Origin of the sequence: Streptomyces sp. NPDC050759, from assembly GCF_044456945.1 — a bacterium.
In the GTDB taxonomy this organism is placed as follows: Bacteria; Actinomycetota; Actinomycetes; order Streptomycetales; family Streptomycetaceae; genus Streptomyces.
Window position 1 is genome coordinate 167386 of record NZ_JBITGI010000010.1, and the last position, 16303, is coordinate 183688.

General features: G+C 70.9%; 16 protein-coding genes. 5 read left to right on the top strand and 11 right to left on the bottom strand.

Features of this window, described 5'->3' with window-relative positions:
* Positions 1 to 14: 14 nt before the first annotated feature.
* A complete protein-coding gene (locus ACIBJB_RS28140) occupies positions 15 to 797 on the bottom strand; it encodes a DUF899 domain-containing protein (protein WP_398934326.1) in 783 nt (260 codons plus the stop codon).
* Positions 798 to 993: 196 nt separating this feature from the next.
* Here ACIBJB_RS28140 and ACIBJB_RS28145 point away from each other — a divergent pair, with 196 nt between their 5' ends.
* The gene (locus ACIBJB_RS28145) at positions 994 to 1134 is read left to right on the top strand and encodes a hypothetical protein (protein WP_398934328.1); all 141 of its coding nucleotides are present in this window, start codon (positions 994 to 996) and stop codon (positions 1132 to 1134) included.
* Between the two features lie 192 nt (positions 1135 to 1326).
* On the opposite strand, the gene ACIBJB_RS28150 is transcribed toward ACIBJB_RS28145, so the two are convergent.
* Entirely contained in the window at positions 1327 to 2022 is a 696-nt protein-coding gene (locus ACIBJB_RS28150; RefSeq protein WP_398934330.1) for an NADPH-dependent F420 reductase, read from the bottom strand.
* Positions 2023 to 2189: 167 nt separating this feature from the next.
* On the opposite strand from ACIBJB_RS28150, the gene ACIBJB_RS28155 reads away from it, so the two are divergent.
* On the top strand, positions 2190 to 3419 hold the full coding sequence (locus tag ACIBJB_RS28155) for a PP2C family protein-serine/threonine phosphatase (RefSeq protein WP_398934332.1): 1230 nt from the start codon (positions 2190 to 2192) through the stop codon (positions 3417 to 3419).
* A 405-nt stretch (positions 3420 to 3824) separates the two neighbouring features.
* Here the strand turns inward: ACIBJB_RS28155 and tatA are convergent, their stop codons facing one another.
* The 3 genes from tatA to ACIBJB_RS28170 form a co-directional block, all read right to left on the bottom strand.
* Positions 3825 to 4091 carry a Sec-independent protein translocase subunit TatA gene (tatA, locus tag ACIBJB_RS28160; RefSeq protein WP_398934334.1) on the bottom strand — a complete coding sequence of 89 codons (267 nt, stop codon included), beginning with the start codon at positions 4089 to 4091 and terminating at the stop codon, positions 3825 to 3827.
* Positions 4092 to 4163: 72 nt separating this feature from the next.
* A complete protein-coding gene (locus ACIBJB_RS28165) occupies positions 4164 to 5870 on the bottom strand; it encodes an LCP family protein (protein ID WP_398934336.1) in 1707 nt (568 codons plus the stop codon).
* Positions 5871 to 6139: 269 nt separating this feature from the next.
* Complete coding sequence (locus ACIBJB_RS28170; RefSeq protein ID WP_398934338.1) at positions 6140 to 6493, bottom strand: ArsR/SmtB family transcription factor; 354 nt, start codon at positions 6491 to 6493, stop codon at positions 6140 to 6142.
* A gap of 274 nt (positions 6494 to 6767) precedes the next feature.
* Between ACIBJB_RS28170 and ACIBJB_RS28175 the strand changes: the two genes are divergently transcribed.
* On the top strand, positions 6768 to 7034 hold the full coding sequence (locus ACIBJB_RS28175) for a GlsB/YeaQ/YmgE family stress response membrane protein (RefSeq protein ID WP_398934340.1): 267 nt from the start codon (positions 6768 to 6770) through the stop codon (positions 7032 to 7034).
* 501 nt (positions 7035 to 7535) lie between these two features.
* Positions 7536 to 7799 (top strand): GlsB/YeaQ/YmgE family stress response membrane protein, encoded by a 264-nt coding sequence (locus ACIBJB_RS28180; RefSeq protein ID WP_069758748.1) that lies wholly within the window; start codon positions 7536 to 7538, stop codon positions 7797 to 7799.
* Between the two features lie 129 nt (positions 7800 to 7928).
* Here the strand turns inward: ACIBJB_RS28180 and ACIBJB_RS28185 are convergent, their stop codons facing one another.
* Together ACIBJB_RS28185 and ACIBJB_RS28190 are read right to left on the bottom strand one after the other, a co-directional pair.
* A complete protein-coding gene (locus ACIBJB_RS28185; RefSeq protein WP_398934342.1) occupies positions 7929 to 8585 on the bottom strand; it encodes a squalene/phytoene synthase family protein in 657 nt (218 codons plus the stop codon).
* A 327-nt stretch (positions 8586 to 8912) separates the two neighbouring features.
* Positions 8913 to 9644: an alpha/beta hydrolase gene (locus ACIBJB_RS28190; RefSeq protein WP_398934344.1), complete on the bottom strand. Its 732-nt coding sequence runs from the start codon at positions 9642 to 9644 to the stop codon at positions 8913 to 8915.
* 185 nt (positions 9645 to 9829) lie between these two features.
* Here ACIBJB_RS28190 and ACIBJB_RS28195 point away from each other — a divergent pair, with 185 nt between their 5' ends.
* On the top strand, positions 9830 to 11218 hold the full coding sequence (locus ACIBJB_RS28195; protein ID WP_398934346.1) for an MFS transporter: 1389 nt from the start codon (positions 9830 to 9832) through the stop codon (positions 11216 to 11218).
* Between the two features lie 53 nt (positions 11219 to 11271).
* On the opposite strand, the gene ACIBJB_RS28200 is transcribed toward ACIBJB_RS28195, so the two are convergent.
* From ACIBJB_RS28200 to lnt, 4 genes are all read right to left on the bottom strand, one after another.
* Entirely contained in the window at positions 11272 to 13191 is a 1920-nt protein-coding gene (locus ACIBJB_RS28200) for a helix-turn-helix domain-containing protein (protein ID WP_398934348.1), read from the bottom strand.
* 82 nt (positions 13192 to 13273) lie between these two features.
* A complete protein-coding gene (locus tag ACIBJB_RS28205) occupies positions 13274 to 14074 on the bottom strand; it encodes a 3-hydroxybutyrate dehydrogenase (protein ID WP_398934350.1) in 801 nt (266 codons plus the stop codon).
* Between the two features lie 54 nt (positions 14075 to 14128).
* The gene (locus ACIBJB_RS28210) at positions 14129 to 14608 is read right to left on the bottom strand and encodes an NUDIX hydrolase (protein ID WP_398934352.1); all 480 of its coding nucleotides are present in this window, start codon (positions 14606 to 14608) and stop codon (positions 14129 to 14131) included.
* A 10-nt stretch (positions 14609 to 14618) separates the two neighbouring features.
* Positions 14619 to 16223, bottom strand: a complete 1605-nt coding sequence (lnt, locus tag ACIBJB_RS28215; RefSeq protein ID WP_398934354.1) for an apolipoprotein N-acyltransferase — start codon at positions 16221 to 16223, stop codon at positions 14619 to 14621.
* Positions 16224 to 16303 lie beyond the last annotated feature (80 nt).

Sequence of the window (16303 nt, forward strand, 5' to 3'; positions counted from 1 at the left end):
TCGACGAAGGCGTGTCAGTGGTGGTGACCGCGTCGGCCGAGGGTCTGCGCCGGGGTCGCGCCGGGGCGGGTCCACTGCGGTACGGGGCGGCCGGTCGGGCCCCAGGTGGGGTTGCCCTCCGCGTCCGCGCGCCAGGTCCAGCACGCACCGCGCCCCTTGGGCCAGCCCTCGGGGTTGTCCTCCCATGTCTCACCGCGGCCGTAGGGGGTCATGTCGAGCAGGCCGAGGGACCCGTTGACCCGCTCGTTGCCGCGGCCCGTCGTGGAGTAGGTGAGGAACGTGCGATCGCCGTCGCGCAGGAAGCAGGTGAGGTACCCCATGTCCCCGCCGGCCGGCCCGTCCACGCCCCGCACCGAGTACCAGGGCTGGGTGTAACCCATGAACTCGACGTACGGGGCCACCTCGTCCCACAGCCCCGTGGTCACGATGGCGAACGAGACCCCGCGCGCGTTGAGGTAGACGGCGTCCTTCAGATGCCAGGCGGTGGTGGTGCAGCCCTCGCACTGCCCCTGGTGCGGAGCGCCGTCGTACCACATGTGCTTGTAGACCACGAGCTCGTCACGCCCCTGGAACAGGTCCAGGAACGGCACCGGTCCGTCGGGGCCGACGACCTCGACCGTCCCGTCGAACTCCACCATGGGCAGCCGGCGGCGGGCCGCGGCGATGGCGTCGCCCTCGCGGGTGTGGGCCTTCTCGCGGACCAGAAGCTCGTCACGGGCGCTCTGCCACGTGGCCAGGTCGACGACGGGCGGGCGGCCGGGCAGCGCGGTGCTCGGATCGTCAGGGGTGATGGTCATGGGTCCTCCGTGAAGTGGCGTACGGCAGCGTCGTACGGCTTTCTACGACGCTCCCCGGAACAGACTCCCGACCCGGCCGGAACTCATCGCTGCGCACACAACTCCACCGAGCCCCTCGTCTCAGCACGGGGTTCATGGTGGCGCCGTAGTCGTGCGCGGCCGGCTTAGCCAGGCTGCCGGCGCCCAGGAAGTCGCCGTGGATGACGTAGTACCGGGCGTCCGGACGGGGTGCGCCGGCGTCGGCGGCGGCGCATTCGACGACCCGGCCGGACAGGGAGTCGAGGCCGTACGCCCGCTCCGCGACGCGCTCGAGACCCGCGTTGTCCGTCTCACCTGAACCAACCGAACCGGGCCCCCGAGCCGCTCGCCGAACCAGCCCCGCCTCCACGAGCGGACCCGTCCTGCCACGGGGTACTCACACGGCCCGGCCAGGCAACGGACGCCTTCGAGCCCGGGCCACCCCCGGACCGCACCCCTCCCCGACTTGAAGCCCTGCTCAACGGCTCACGCCGGATCCGTGGCCCCGGTATCAGCCGCCCTGCCGGGCCCCCTGGATGTGGAAGTTGAAGTCGCCGTGGCCGAGCGTGCCGTACAGGTGCAGCCAGATCGGCAGGAGCATCTCGGCGCCGCGGGCGGTGGTGATGTCACCCAGGTCGATGACGCTCGCTTCGGGCCAGCCGAAGGAGCCCAGCAGTGCCGTGACGGCCTTCTTCGCCCCGGTGTCATCACCGCTGACGAACACGTTGTGCTCCCCTGCCACGCGGGTCGGTTCCACCATGACGAAACAGTTCATGGTGTTGAGGGTCTTGACGACCTTCGCGTCGGGGAAGGCCCGCTGGATGCGCTCGCCGAGGCTGTCGGTGCTTGCCGGGTCAAACGTCGGCCTCCCGGCGGAGAAGTCCAGCGGGTTGGCGACATCGATGAGGACCTTGCCGCTCAGCTGGGGTGCGCCGGCCGCTTGCAGGGCATCGAGGCTCCGCTCGCCCGCGGTGGTGTTGAGGACCGTCTCGCCGAAGGCCGCCGCCTCCTCGAAGGTCTCCAGGCGCACCTGGCCGTGGTCGGCGTGCCACTGGGCGAACGGCGGGTTGCCCATGCCGTCGGGTTCGGTGCGGGCGAGAGTGGCCCCGGGATCGCGGGTGCCGATGACTACGTCGTGACCGAGGGAGACGAGCTTTCCGGCCAGCGTCCGGCCGACGATGCCGGTACCGAGGACTGCGTAACGCATTCGAGTGGGTCCTTCCGGGACTCGGGCGGTCGGCCGGGGGCCGCGCCCGTGAGAAACCAACCTGGTCGTTCGCTGTCGCGTGATGACGTTAGCTGTCGAGGCGGCGGCACGTTCCCCTCTATCGTGGAAAATCACATCATGATGGCTCGTGTCGAGGCAGGCTGCACATGAGGAAACCGCAGATCGATTACGCGGCGGTCTTCCGGGCTCTGCCCGGCATGGTGGCGTTGCTGACGCCCGAGCTGGTGTACGTCGACGTCAACGACGACTTCCTACGGCTGACCGGTCGCGCCCGCGAGCAGTTGCTGGGCCACTACATCTTCGACGTCTTCCCCGAGAACCCCAATGACTCGGCCGCGGCCGGGATGCGGGAGACGCGGGAGTCGATGCTGCGTGCGGTGGCCACCGGGGAGCGCGACACGATGGCGGTTCTCCGCTACGACATCGAGGATGCCCAGCGGCCCGGCCACTGGCAGCAACACTTCTGGAGCCCGGTCAACGCGCCCGTCCTCGGCACCGACGGGAAGGTGAAACTGCTCGTGCACCGGGTGGAGGAGGTCACCGAACTCATTCGCGCCCGCGGCGGACCGGGCGGTGACAGCCGGGCCCGCGTGCTGGAGGCCGAGCTGTACACCCGCGCCCGGGAACTCCAGGAGGTCAACGAACGCCTGCGCACGGCACACGCCCGCGAACGCGAGGTCGCCCTGGCTCTGCAGGAGGCCCTGCTGCCCGCCCCCGGCCCCCTCGGCCACCAACAGGCGGCCGTGCGCTACCGGCCCGCCGTCGGCTCCCTGAACGTGTGCGGTGACTGGTACGACCTCGTCGACCTGCCCGACGGCTGTCTCGCGGTGGCCGTCGGTGACGTCGTCGGCCACGGCCTGTCGGCCGCCTGCGTCATGGGCCAGCTGCGCAGCGCGCTGAGCGCCGCCACCCGCGTGGCCGACGGCCCTGCCCGGGCTCTGGAGGCGCTCGGGCTGTACGCCCGTTCCGTCGACGGAGCCGAGTCGACGACGGCGGCGACGGCGTTCATCGACTGGGGCGACCACACCCTCACGTACAGCAGCGCGGGCCACCTCCCGCCCGCCCTGCTCCGGCCCGATGGCACGGTCACCTTCCTGGACCGGGCCACCGACCCGCCGCTCGGTGCCAGCCTCGAACACACCATCCGTCCGGAGGCCGTCACGCCCTTCGACGAGGGCGCCACGCTGGTCCTCTACACCGACGGTCTGATCGAGCGCCGCACCGAGGACATCGACGCCGGCCTGGCGCGCCTCGCCGACGCGCTGACCCGCCACCGCGACGCCGCCCCCGAGGACCTGGCCGACGCGCTCCTGGCCGATCTACTCCCTCCGATCGGCAACGCCGACGACACCGCTCTCGTCGTCATCCGCCTGTGAGACGAGCCGGTAGCGGCGCATCAGCGCTGTACGAGCCCCCCATCCTCGGGGAAGGCGCTCAGCCCTCCGCGGGCATGACGCGGGTCACCTCGTTGCTCAGGCAGACAGCCATGCCGAGGGGGTGTCGAAGGGCCTCTTCCAGAAGCTTGGGCACCTTGTCCCAGTTGAAGCAGGCTCGTGGTCGTCGTGTCCTTCGACTGCTGGACGGCCGGTGAGACGGTCGACTCGGGGGCCGAGGTGGGCGAGGTCCCGGTCGGGCGGGCGGACCTCCTTGACCGCGACCATCTTGTGCAGCACCAGGTCCCTGGCCCGCCAGACCGTCGCGCAGGTCGGCCACGGCGGACTCGCTGCGCGCGCTCTACCCCCGCGCGTCGTCGGACCCGGCCGGGGAGGCCGTACGGGAGCTCAGTGGGCCGGGTTGCTCTCGGCCGTCCGAGGCGCCGCCGTGGTGTCGGCGGGCGCGGACTGACCGACCTGCGGGGCAGACTCGGCCGGGGCGGCGGAGGAGTGCGCGGTGCCGTCCTCCTTCATCGCCTTGGCCTCGCTCCTGAGGATGCGCATCGACTTGCCGAGCCCGCGGGCGGCCTCGGGCAGCTTCTTCGAGCCGAACAGCAAGATGATCATGATCGCCACGATCAGCAGGTGCCAGGGCTCCAGTCCGTTGCGCAGCATGCCCCACGTCCCTTCTCCACACTCATGGTTGCCAGCTTGCGCAACTGTACAACCGCAGGCCCCGTCCCCGCCTCACTCGTCGGAGTCCTTCTTGTGGGGCGCTGCCGCGTACGCCTGCTCCGGTGTCATCGCGACCCCGTTGAGGGAGACCGTCTTGTAGGGGCTGACCTTGGCGCAGGTCTTGGCCTCGTCGGCGGTCTGGGCGTGTGCGTTGGAGACCGCGGCCTTCGTGTCGGCGGGTGCCGGCGAGGACGAACCGCCCGGATACGTGGTGCCGCTCGTCCAGTCGCTGCCGATCACCAGGGTCAGACCGGTACCGGTGCCCTCCACGAGGTGCGAGGTGGACAGCCCGAGCGCCTTGGCGGCCGTCTGGGCCTCGGCCTTCCGACCGGTGCCGTAGGTGAGGGTGGTGGTGGTCGCCTGGCTCGGCGCGTTGGCGGTGGTCGTCGCGGAGCTGAAGCCCTGGCCGGTGAGCGCGTTCGCGATCGCGGAGGCGCGGCCGGTGATCTCGGTGCCGTTCTCGACGGTCACGGCGATCTGGGAGGCGGGTACCGCCGAGGCCGAGGCCGTCGCGGAGGCCGCCACGGACTTCTTGCCGGAGCCGGTGGTCAGGGGCTGGTCGTCGGCGATGCTGGAGAAGAGGGCCTTGGCACCCGCGCCCACCACGACCCGGTTGGTGTCGTTCGGATCGGCGGCGGTCTGCATCGTGGTAAAGGTCATCCGCTTGGTGGGGACCTTGTTCACGTCGGCCGCGAGCCCGATCAGCTTCTTGACGCTGCCGAGGCCGTCGTCCACGGTGAGCGCCTTGGTGGCGGCGTCGGCGAGGTCGTAGACCGCGGTGGGATCCGTGAGCGTGCCCGCGCTCTTGAACTTCCGGATCATCGCGCTGAGGAAGATGTGCTGGGAGACCGTGCGGCCGAGGTCGCTGCCGTCCCCGAAGCCGTGGCGGGAGCGAACGAACTCCAGGGCCGCCTCACCCTTGAGGGTGTGGCTGCCCTTGGACAGTTTCAGGTGCGAGTAGGTGTCGTACACATTGTGGTCGACGCACACGGAGACACCGCCGACCGCGTCGGACATCTTGACCACGCCGGAGAAGTCGAGCTTGACGAAGTGGTCGATGGGGATGCCGGTGAGTTCGTGGATGGTGGCCACCTGGCAGGCGGGACCGTACTGGAGGGCGCTGTTGATCTGGCCGTAGTAGCCGGACGTGGACTGGCCACTCTCACTGTCCTTGCAGGCGGGGACGTCGACCATGGTGTCGCGGGGGATGCTCATGACGGTGGCGTTGGAGCGGTCCGCGGATATGTGCACCACCATCTGTACGTCCGCGTTGCCGTTCCCGGTCTGCACGCCGGTCTGGGAGCAGCCGCCGCCCAGCTTGCAGTCCGCCTTGCTGGTCCGGCCGTCCGAGCCCATGACCAGGATGTTGATCGGGGTGCGGCCGAACGCGTCGGCCTTCTCCGCACCGCCCTTGCCGTCGAGCGAGACGCTGTTGATGTTGCCGTTGAGGTGCTGGTAGAACCACCATCCGGCACCGGCCGTGGCCAGGACGAGGAGCGCCAGACACATCCCGACGATCTTCAGCACCCGCCTGCCGCGCCGTACCGGACGGGCCCGGCGACGCGAGCGCTTGCCACCGTGCGAGCGGGCCGCAGCCCGCGCCGCGGCCCGGCCTCCGGGCCGATGCGCTCCGCCGGGCCCGTCCGTCCGCTGCTCCGGCACCCGGCCGGTGCGGCTGCGCGTGGCCTGACCGCCCGGGCCGTCCCACGGGTCGCTCATCTACCACTCCCAGGAAACGGTCGGGCCTCTCAGGCCGGGCCATGGGGTGGGCGGCCGGGCGAGCGCGGCGGTGTACAGGCAGGCCAAGCGGGAACTCGCCTGGGTTGCGTAGTTGCGCAATCTAACAAACCCCTGGCCCGGCCAGCACGGAGCCCGCCGCATTTCACAGGTGAGAGATCTCATGGAGGAACGCGGCAACCTGGCGGACACATTCGCCTTCGCCCAGGGCGCTTTCCGCGCCCACGACGGCACCTGGCGCAGGAGGCGGATCAATGCCTGCGTGAGACGGTACCGCGCGCCGCGGCCGGGGCTGTACGGGCCGTGAGCTGGCCGACCATGACGCGGACCACGGTCACGATGTCGGGGTCGTCGACGTAGTAGACCTGCCGGCGGCCCTCACGGCGGGAGCGGACGAGCCCGGCGAGTTTCAGTTTCGCCAGATGCTGGCTGACCGCGGGCAGCGCACCGCCGACCCGGTCGGCGAGGTGGGTGACATCGCTCTCGCCCTGGGACAGCGCCCACATGATGTGCAGCCGGGCGGCGGAGGCAAGGAGTCCGAACGCGGCGGCCGCCTCCGTCAGTACGTCGGCGGACGGGTCCTCCGAACCACCGGCGAGTGTCATCACGGTCCCCTCCCGTCCCGCCCCGTCCCGGTCACTGTCGACGCACGCGCGCTGTCTCAGTGTAAGGGCGGCGGGGCGCTGTCCACGAGGACGTCTCCAGTTCGTTGATTGCGCAATGTAATAAGTGTGTGAAAGAACATCGACGACTTGTCACCAGGCACGGCAGGGCCCGTTCGTCTCTCGTCTCAGTCCCTAGGATTGCGCAATCAAGCAATTCAAAGGGTCGGCGCCCGGTGGACTTTCCCCGGCCCCGACCCGACTGGAGGACTACAACGTGGGCATCATCGGCTGGATCGTCCTGGGTCTGCTCGCCGGAGCCATCGCCAAGATCCTGCTGCCGGGACGGGACCCGGGCGGCCTGATCGGCACCACCCTCATCGGGGTCGCCGGGGCGTTCGTCGGCGGCTGGCTCTCCTCTCGCTTCCTCGACCGTCCGGTGGAGGGTCACTTCTTCGACCTCTACACCTGGGGAGCGGCCATCGGGGGCTCCCTGGTGCTGCTGATCGGCTATCGCCTGCTGTTCGGGAACTCGCGGAACTGATCCGAGGGCGCGGCCCGCAGGTCGGGGATTCGGGCAGCCGACGGCGCAGGTACGGCAGCACGCCCCGCTTCAGGAGAGACACCGACGCCGAAGCCCGTGGTGAGGACCGCGGGAGCGGGGTCATCCAACCGGCGTTGGCCACCGCCGCTCCGAACTCCGCGGCCGGGGCGGCGAAGCGCCGTCCGTATCCGATGAGCAGGAGAAGGGCCGCCGCCGCAGCCGACATTCGCGGCGCGACTACGGTGCCGACGCCGGTGGGAATTCTCGTGTGCTGAGTCTGCCCCCGTTGCCGGGCAGACCGCCCGCCAGACCCGGGACTTCGGCGCCGCCCGCCTGATTCACCACGCGGATGAGCGCGTTGCGCACCCTGGCCGAAGCTCCGGTCAGCCCCGAAGCCTCTTTGCTCAGCGAGACGTTGCCAAAGCAATGGCCAAGGCTGTGGAGTGTGCGCCCTTTCGGCGGGCACTCGTGCGTCACCAACTACAGATGGGGTGACACCGCATGGAGATCTCAGGCGTGATCAGCGCGATTGTCATCGGCATCGTGATCGGTGTCCTCGGCCGGCTCGTGGTCCCCGGGCGCCAGCACATCGGCATGCTGTGGACGATCCTGATCGGCATCGTCGCCGCCTTCATCGGCACGGGCATCGCGGCAGGCCTCGATGTCGCCGACACCAAGGGCGTCGACTGGGTCGAGTGGCTGATCCAGATCGCCGTGGCCGCGCTCGGGGTGGCCGCGCTCAGCAAGGTGAAGGTGCGCCACTGACGGGCCGGTGCGTCCAGAAGGCGTGCAGATCAACTCGAGGTCGCCCGCCGGATCGAGCCGACCAGCCCGATCCGGCGGGCGACGACCACTGCCCGGGTGCGGTCGCACAGGCGGTCGGACCCAGCCCGTTCACCCCTCGAGCGCCGCATCGCCCTTGAGTTGACGCCTCTCTCGGAGCAGGACGGCGACCGGCACCCGGATGCCGTAGCCCACGGCGCGTCTCGTGACGGACGTACCGGTGCTCTCGACGCGGGCCAACTGGTGCTCGGCCAGTTCGAGCAGAGCACGCTGCAACGGCCGGAAGCCCGGCACGGTGGAGTCCAGGAGGGCTCGCGAGTCGGTCATCGACGTTCTGGTCCTACGGCAGGTCAGGGCCACCAACTCCCGTACCCCCGGGGTGTCCTGGCCCTGCTCGAGGTCGGCACGGGTGACACCCGAGCGGTCCAGGTCCTCCTGCGGAAGGTAGAGGCGTCCTTCGGCCAGGTCGTCGGTGAGATCGGTCAGGAAGTCCAGGCGTTGCAGACCTTCGGCGAACGACCGGCAACGGGACCGGAAGACCTCGTCGCCGCCGCCCTCGTACTGCAGGTCCTCGATCAGCATCAGGGCCGGCAGGGCGAGGTTGTCGACGTAGCGCTGGAAGTCGGCTTCGGTGGCGTGACCGGTGAAGTGCAGTTCCTCGGTGGTGGCCTTGAGGTAGGTGTGCACCCAGTGATGGGGCAGCCGCCGCGCGGCCACGGTGTGCAGAAAGGCCCGCAGGACCGGGTCGTCGGCGCCCCCGGACTCCATCCCACGGTGACCTGTTCGGCCCAGGCCCGCCAGCGAGGCAGACGTTCGTGCAGCGGCCCCTGGTCGGCGAGGTCGTCGGTACGGGCCAGGAAGGCGTAGGCGGCGACCACGTGCGGGTGCAGTGCCGGAGCCACCAGCGGACGTACGGCGGCGTAGTGGGCGAGGATTCTGCGGGCGAAGACCCGAGCAGCCGTCGAACAGTCCGCGCGCAGGCCACGGTCCTCCACACCGGCGGCCGTCAGCCTGCGATCCCAACTCGGCACGTCGTACCGCCCTCTCTTCTCCGACTCGGCCCGCCGGATCACAGAAAGAGCGGTCGTGGTGACCTTAGCCCCCTCCCAACTGCGGGCGTACACCGATGACTTCTCGGTGAGTGGAGAGTTCGACGAGGTGCCGGGCCGTGCCTGCGGGATCGACGATCTGGTGGAGGTGTGCGCCGGGCAAGTGGGCTACCCGCCAGCCGCGTCGGCACGCCTCGTCGGCAAGTCCGTCGTACGGCGGGCCGAACAGCAGGTAGGAGCAGGGGTGGTCGTCCCAGCCGTCGGGGACCCGGATGTGCTGCTCGTAGTAGGACAGGGGCAGAGCGGGCTGCTCCTCCACGACCTCCTGTCGCATCTGCGGATCGGAGAACATGGGGGCGACGTCCGCCTCGTCCCACCAGTCGGTCCAGCGCGGCAGCCTGCCGTTCACGGCCTTCGGGCGGAGGAACTCCAGCAACTCGGGCGGGGCGACAGGGGTGGGCCCGATCCGGGCCGGCAGTGCGGCGTCGACAAAGACCGACGCGATCACCGCATGATCGAGGCCCGAGCGGACCACCGGGAGAAACAGGCCGGCGTTGCTGTGGGCGACCAGCACGAGGGGACGACCGGCCGGGACCTCGCGGAGGTCGTCGCGGACGGCGTCGACCACGCGGGGCCAGAAGGGCGCAGGGCCGGCGCCCACGTGCAGAAGGGACGGCACCCGTGCCTGATGTCCCGCCGCCACCAGGTGTTCGGCGACGGGGTGCCAGGTCGAGGGACCTACGGACGGGCTGTGCACGAGAACGAAGACCGGCTGCATGGGACGATCCTGTCGCCCACGCTGTCGGAGCCGCGACCGGCTCGGCCGACAGCAGAACGCGCACATGTGGAGCTTCCGCATAGCCCACCCCAGAACTATGTTGCGCCGCCACATGTGCCCGTGAATTGCGCCTTCCTACGGTGTCATACCTACCCGTCCCCACCGCACACGAGGAAGTGGCGCACATGGCCTCCGCAGCATCCGCTCCCCCGACGCCGACCAACTTGAGGCGCATCGTCGCCGCCAGCCTCATCGGCACCACCATCGAGTGGTACGACTTCTTCCTCTACGGCTCCGCGGCCGCGCTGGTCTTCAACAAGCTGTTCTTCCCCGACTCCGACCCGCTCGTCGGCACGCTGCTGTCCTTCCTCACGTACGCCGTCGGATTCGCCGCCCGTCCGCTCGGTGCCCTGGTGTTCGGGCATTACGGCGACCGGCTCGGGCGCAAGAAGCTCCTGGTCCTGAGCCTGCTGCTGATGGGCGGGGCGACCTTCGCGATCGGGCTGCTGCCCACCCACGCGACCGTCGGCACGGCCGCTCCCGTGCTGCTGACCGTGCTGCGCCTGGTCCAGGGCTTCGCGCTCGGCGGAGAGTGGGGCGGAGCCGTACTCCTCGTGTCCGAGCACGGGGACGCTCGACGGCGCGGCTTCTGGGCCTCGTGGCCGCAGACCGGCGCGCCGGCCGGACAACTCCTCGCCACGGGTGTGCTGTCGCTGCTGACCGCCGTACTGTCGGACGCCGCGTTCGGCAGCTGGGGCTGGCGGATTCCCTTCCTGCTCTCCGGCGTTCTGGTGATCGTCGGCCTGTGGATCCGGCTGTCCGTCGACGAATCCCCCGTGTTCAAGCAGGCGTTGGCGCAGGCGGAGGCCCGCAAGGCGGCGCGGGACGGCGCGGCCGAGAAGCTGCCGATCGTCTCCGTGCTGCGACACCACTGGCGCGACGTGCTGGTCGCGATGGGCGCCCGCATGGCGGAGAACATCAGCTACTACGTCATCACCGCGTTCATCCTCGTCTACGCCACCACCTCGGCCGGAGTCTCCAAGCAGACCGCCCTCAACTCGGTGCTGATCGCCTCGGCCGTGCACTTCGCGGTGATCCCCGCCTGGGGAGCCCTGTCGGACCGCGTCGGCCGGCGCCCCGTGTACCTGCTCGGCGCGGTCGGCGTGGGGCTGTGGATGTTCCCCTTCTTCTGGCTCATCGACACCGGCGGCTTCGGCAACATGATCCTCGCAGTGACCGTGGGACTCGTCATGCACGGCGCCATGTACGCGCCCCAGGCGGCCTTCTTCTCGGAGATGTTCGCGACCCGGATGCGCTACTCCGGTGCCTCCATCGGCGCCCAGTTCGCCTCCGTCGCGGCAGGTGCCCCGGCACCGCTCATCGCCACCGCGCTCCTCTCCGACTACGGCAGCTCCACTCCGATCGCCCTGTATGTCATCGCCGCGGCCGTCCTGACGGTCGTCGCCGTGGGTGTCGCCAAGGAGACGCGCCACCGGGACCTGGCCGACGCCGAGCCGACCACCGAGCCGGAGCCCGCGGCCAAGTCCCCCGCCGCGGACGCCCGGACCGCCTGAATCTGGGCGGTGCCCGACCCCACCGGCCCCCGTACGCGGCGTGCGTGCGGGGGTCAGTGGCGCGTCGGCGCGGACAACCGGTGCAGCCTCAGCGCGAGTTGGATCTCCAACGCGCGGGCGGGGTTCTGCCAGTCCTCACCGAGCAGGCGGCCCACGCGCTCCAGGCGCTGGGCGACGGTGTTCACATGGACGTGCAGCTCGTCCTTGGTGCGGGCCGGGCTCATCCCGCACGCGAAGTAGGCGTCGAGGGTGCGCAGCAGATCGGTGCCCCGCCGGTCGTCGTACGCGACGACCTGACCGATGGTCCGGTCGACGAAGCCCGCGATGTCCCGGTCACCGGCGAGGAGCAGTCCGAGGAATCCGAAGTCCTCGGCGGCGGCGCCGTCCCCCGAGCGGCCCAGGAGGCGCAGCGCGTCGAGGCAGCGGCGGCCCTCCTCGTAGGCGGCGGCCACGGCGTCCGGGTGGACGGCGAGATCACTGACCGGGGCCGAGGCACCTACGGTCACCGCCTCGTGGACGGCTGTTCCGAGGTGTCCGGCGGTGCGGCGGGCCAGTTCGGTGGCCGTGTCCCCGGCGGTGAGGGGCAGCAGCAGGACGGTGCCGCCGTCGCGGGCGGCGGCCAGGCCGTGCCGGGTGGCAGCGAGGTGGGAGGCCGCGGACCACAGGCGTCTGCGGGCGGCCGCCTCCTGGTCGGCGTCGGCCGCGGCGCCGTCGAGACGGGCGGCCAGCACGATGTGGGTGGCGTCCAGGTCGGCGTCCAGCCGGGCGGCGCGCTCGCGCAGCAGACGGGGATCGCGGTCGCGCGCGTCCAGCAGGTCGTCCAGGAGCTCGCCGCGCACCCGCTGTTCGGCCTCGGCGGCGGAACGCCTGGCCAGCAGGAGCAGCGAGGTGACCATCGCGGCGCGCTCCAGGGTGCGCTGGTCGACGGGGTCGAGTCCGGGGTGGCCGCGCAGCACGAGGGCACCCAGGAGTTCTCCACCGGCGGCGACCGCGGCGATCCAGTCGTCCTTGTGCCGCACGGCGTGGGCTTCGGCCCGGGAGGCCTCCAACGCCTCGGTGGGCGCGGCCTCGGAGAACTCGACCGTGCCGTCGAGGATTTCGGAGACGGCCGCGGCCACGTCGTGCACGCCACCACCACGCAGCACCAGCTCGGCGAGCCGGTCGTGGACGTCGGAGGCGCGCTCGATGACGCCGCTGTGATCCCGGATGATCTCGTTGGCCCGCTCCAGCTCGGTCAGGGCCGAGCGGGTCTCGGTGAGCAGGTTCGCGGTGTCGATGGCGGCCGCGGCCAGCGCGGCGAAGGAGCCGAGGAGCGCGATCTGCTCCCGCTCGAAGACCCGGGCACGCCGGTCCGCCGCGAACAGCACGCCGATGACGTGGTGCCCCAGCGTCAGCGGCACGCCGAGGATGGCGACCAGGCCCTCGTCCCGTACGCCCGCGTCGATGGTGAGGGTGTGCTGGAAGCGGTCGTCCTTGAAGTAGTCGTCGGTGACATAGGGACGGGCGGTCTGGGCGACCAGTCCGCCGAGCCCCTCGCCCATCCCGAGCCGCAACTGCTGGAAGCGGGCCGCGACGGAGCCCTCGGTGACGCGCATGTAGGTGTCGCCCCGCGCCGGGTCGTTCAGGCTGAGGTAGGCCACGTCCGTGCCGAGCAGGGACCGGGCCCGCTGCACGATGGCCCGCAGCACGGCGTCCAGGTCTCTGAGCCCGGCCAGGTCGTGGGCGGTCTCGAACAGGGCGGACAGCTCGGCCTCCCGCCGGCGTCGGCCCTCCAGCTCGGAGCGCACCCGCAGGGCGACCGCCTTGGCCTCTTCGAGCGCGGCGATCCGCTCGGGCGGCCTTCCCTCGGCGCGGGCGATCAGCACCGGCTGCTCGTAGGCGTCGGCGGACGCGCCCCTGGCGAGCAGCTCGAGGAAGGGTGCCTCGGCACTGCCCACGGGGCGCTCGGCGGACTGCAGGTGATCGCTGGACATGCCCACAGGATTGCTCATCGCACGCTCACCCCGTCAGGCCTGTGGAAAACTCCGGGCGGGGTGACGTGCGGCCGGATGCCGGTCAGTGCGCGGTCCAGCCGCCGTCGAGGACGAGCGATGTTCCGGTGACGAAGGACGCCTGCGGACCGCACAGGTACGCCACGGCCTCGGCGACCTCCTCCGGCTCGATGAGCCGCTTGAGCGCGCTGTCCTGGAGCAGCACCTCGGACACCACCCGCTCCTCGGGGATGCCGTGCGCAAGGGCCTGGTCGGTGATCTGCCGCTCAACCAGTGGGGTGCGCACATAAGCGGGGTTCACACAGTTCGAGGTCACTCCGTGGGGGGCGCCTTCGAGGGCGGCCGTCTTGGACAGGCCCTCCAGACCGTGTTTGGCGGCCACATAGGCCGCCTTGTAGGCCGAGGCGCGCAGGCCGTGGACCGAGGACACGTTGACGATCCGCCCCCACCCCTGCCCGTACATGTGCGGCAGGGCACCGCGGATCAGGCGGAACGGCGCCTCCAGCATCACGGTGAGCACCGTGTGGAACACCTCGGGCGGGAACTCCTCGATGGGGCGTACCAGTTGGAGGCCGGCGTTGTTGACGAGGACATCGGTGCCCGCGGCGGCGTGCTCGGCGGCGTCCAGGTCGGTGAGGTCGAGGACCAGTGGGTCCACGGTGCCCGCCAGCCCGGCGGAGCGCTCGGCGAGCGCGTCCAGACCGGCCGCGTCCCGGTCGACCGCTCTCACCTTGGCCCCGGCCGCCGCGAGCCGCAGTGCACAGGCGCGGCCGATGCCGCCGGCGGCGCCCGTGACGAGGGCGGTGCGGCCGCCGAGGTCGAGCGTGGGGGCGTGGGTGCCCGGGAGGGCGCTGCTAGCGGTCATGCCCCGATCCTAGGGAGCGCCCGACCCCCGCCACATGTGGTCACACCCCATACCTCACTCGGAATTCGTAGAGTCGAACCATGTGGGTGCGTCGGTCAGTGCCTGCTTGATCCGCTGCAGCCCGAACTCGTTCAGTTCCGGGAGGGCGTCCACCGCGAACCACCCCACCTCCAGCGACTCGTCGTCGTTGACCCGCGCCTCGCCGCCGACGGCCCGGCAGCGGAACGCGATGTCCATGTACTGGCAGATGTCGCCGTTGACGTACGTCACGGGCTTGAGCGCCTGGACGACGATCACCCGTTCGACGACGCAGTGCACTCCCGTCTCCTCCTCGACTTCCCGCACGGCACAGGCCGCGGGCTGCTCCCCCGGTTCCGGGATGCCACCGATCAGCGACCACTTGCCGGTGTCCGAGCGGCGGTGGAGCAGCACTCTGCCGTCGTCGTCGAGGACGACGGCGCTGACGCCGGGGAGCCAGAGCAGGTCATGACCTATGGACCCGCGCAGGGTGCGGATGAAATCAGGAGTAGCCATGTCCTCGACCCTAACCGCGGCGCCCTCGCACTCCGGCGCCGATCGCCCAGCCGAGCCCGCCCGCGGCGACCAGCACCAGGGCCATTTCGGGCAGGATGCCCAGCCGGGTCGCCGGGGTCTGCGTCGACCGCAGCGGCACCTTCTGCACCAGGGAGTCGGCCACGAACATCCCGGTCCTCTGAGTGATCTTCCCGTCCGGCATGATGATCGCGCTGACGCCGCTGGTCACCGGCACGGTGACGGTCCGGCTGTGCTCCACGGCACGCACCCGGGACATGGCGAGCTGCTGGTAGGTCATCTCGCTGCGGTCGAAGGTCGCGTTGTTGCTCGGCACGGAGATCAGCTGCGCGCCGTCGGTGACCTCGGAGCGCACGGCCCAGTCGAACGCGGCCTCGTAGCAGGTGACCAGGCCGACCTTGGCGTTGGCCATCTGGAACACGCCCGGCTTGGTCCCCCGGCTGAAGTCCTGGTGGACCATGGAGGTCCAGTTCTTGTTGATCGCGCCGACGAGGGAGCGCAGCGGAAGGTACTCGCCGAACGGCTGGATCTGCCGCTTGTCGTAGGTGTCGGTGGGGCCCTTGACCGGGTCCCACAGGATCTGCTCGTTGTAGAGCTTGCCGTCCCGTTCGACCACGCCGCCGACGGAGATCGGCGCGTCGATGGCCTTGGCCGCCTGCTCGATGACCACGGCCGCGTCCGCGTCGGTGAAGGGGTCGACGTCGGAGGAGTTCTCCGGCCACAGCACGATGTCGGGCTTCTCGACCTTGCCGGCCTTCACCTCGGCGGCCAGCCGCTGGGTCTCCCGCGCGTGGTAGTCGAGCACGGCCCGCCGCTGGGCGTTGAACTCAAGGCCCGCGCGCGGCACGTTGCCCTGGATGGCCGCGACGGTCACGGTGCCGTCCTCGGCCTTGTCGCTCACCAGCGTCCGGGCCGCGAGCGCCCCGACCACCGGCACGGCCACGCTCAGCAGGGCCACGGCCGCGGCCGGACGTCGTACGGCACCGGTCCCCCGCCGCTCCACGACCAGCCGAACGATCTCGTACAGGCCGAACCCGCACAGCACGACGGCGAAGCCCAGGACGGGCGTGCCGCCCACCGCGGCGAGCGGCAGGAAGACGCCGTCCGCCTGTCCGAACGCGATCTTGCCCCAGGGAAAGCCATGGAACGGGGCACGCGCGCGTGCCGCTTCCGCGGCGATCCACACGGCGGCCGCCCACACCGGCGAGCCCGGCAGCTTCGACACCGCGGCGACGCCGACGCCGACCAGCGCGATGAAGATCGCCTCGATCGCCACCAGAGCGAGCCAGGGCCCGGGGCCGACCTCGACGCCGGTCCACACCAGCAACGGCAGCAGGAAGCCCAGGCCGAAGAGATAGCCGAGACCGAAGGCCGCCTTCCAGCCGCGGCCGCGCAGCACCCAGCCGAAGACGGCGAAGGCGGGCACGGCCAGCCACCACAGGGTGCGGGGCGGGAAACTGACGTACAGCAGCACTCCGGAGAGCGCCGCGGCGGCGGCCGGGACGAGACGGCGGAGCCGGGCGGCCCAGCGGGAGGCGGGCGCGGACTGCGGTTCCAGCTGGTCCGACTCGTCCACGGAAGTTGCGGTGACGGTCACTCCGGGAGTGTACGGCCGTTGACCTTGGCGTCGACAGCGCGGTCCGCCTGGTGACCGCGACCCGTGGCCGGGCACCTGAA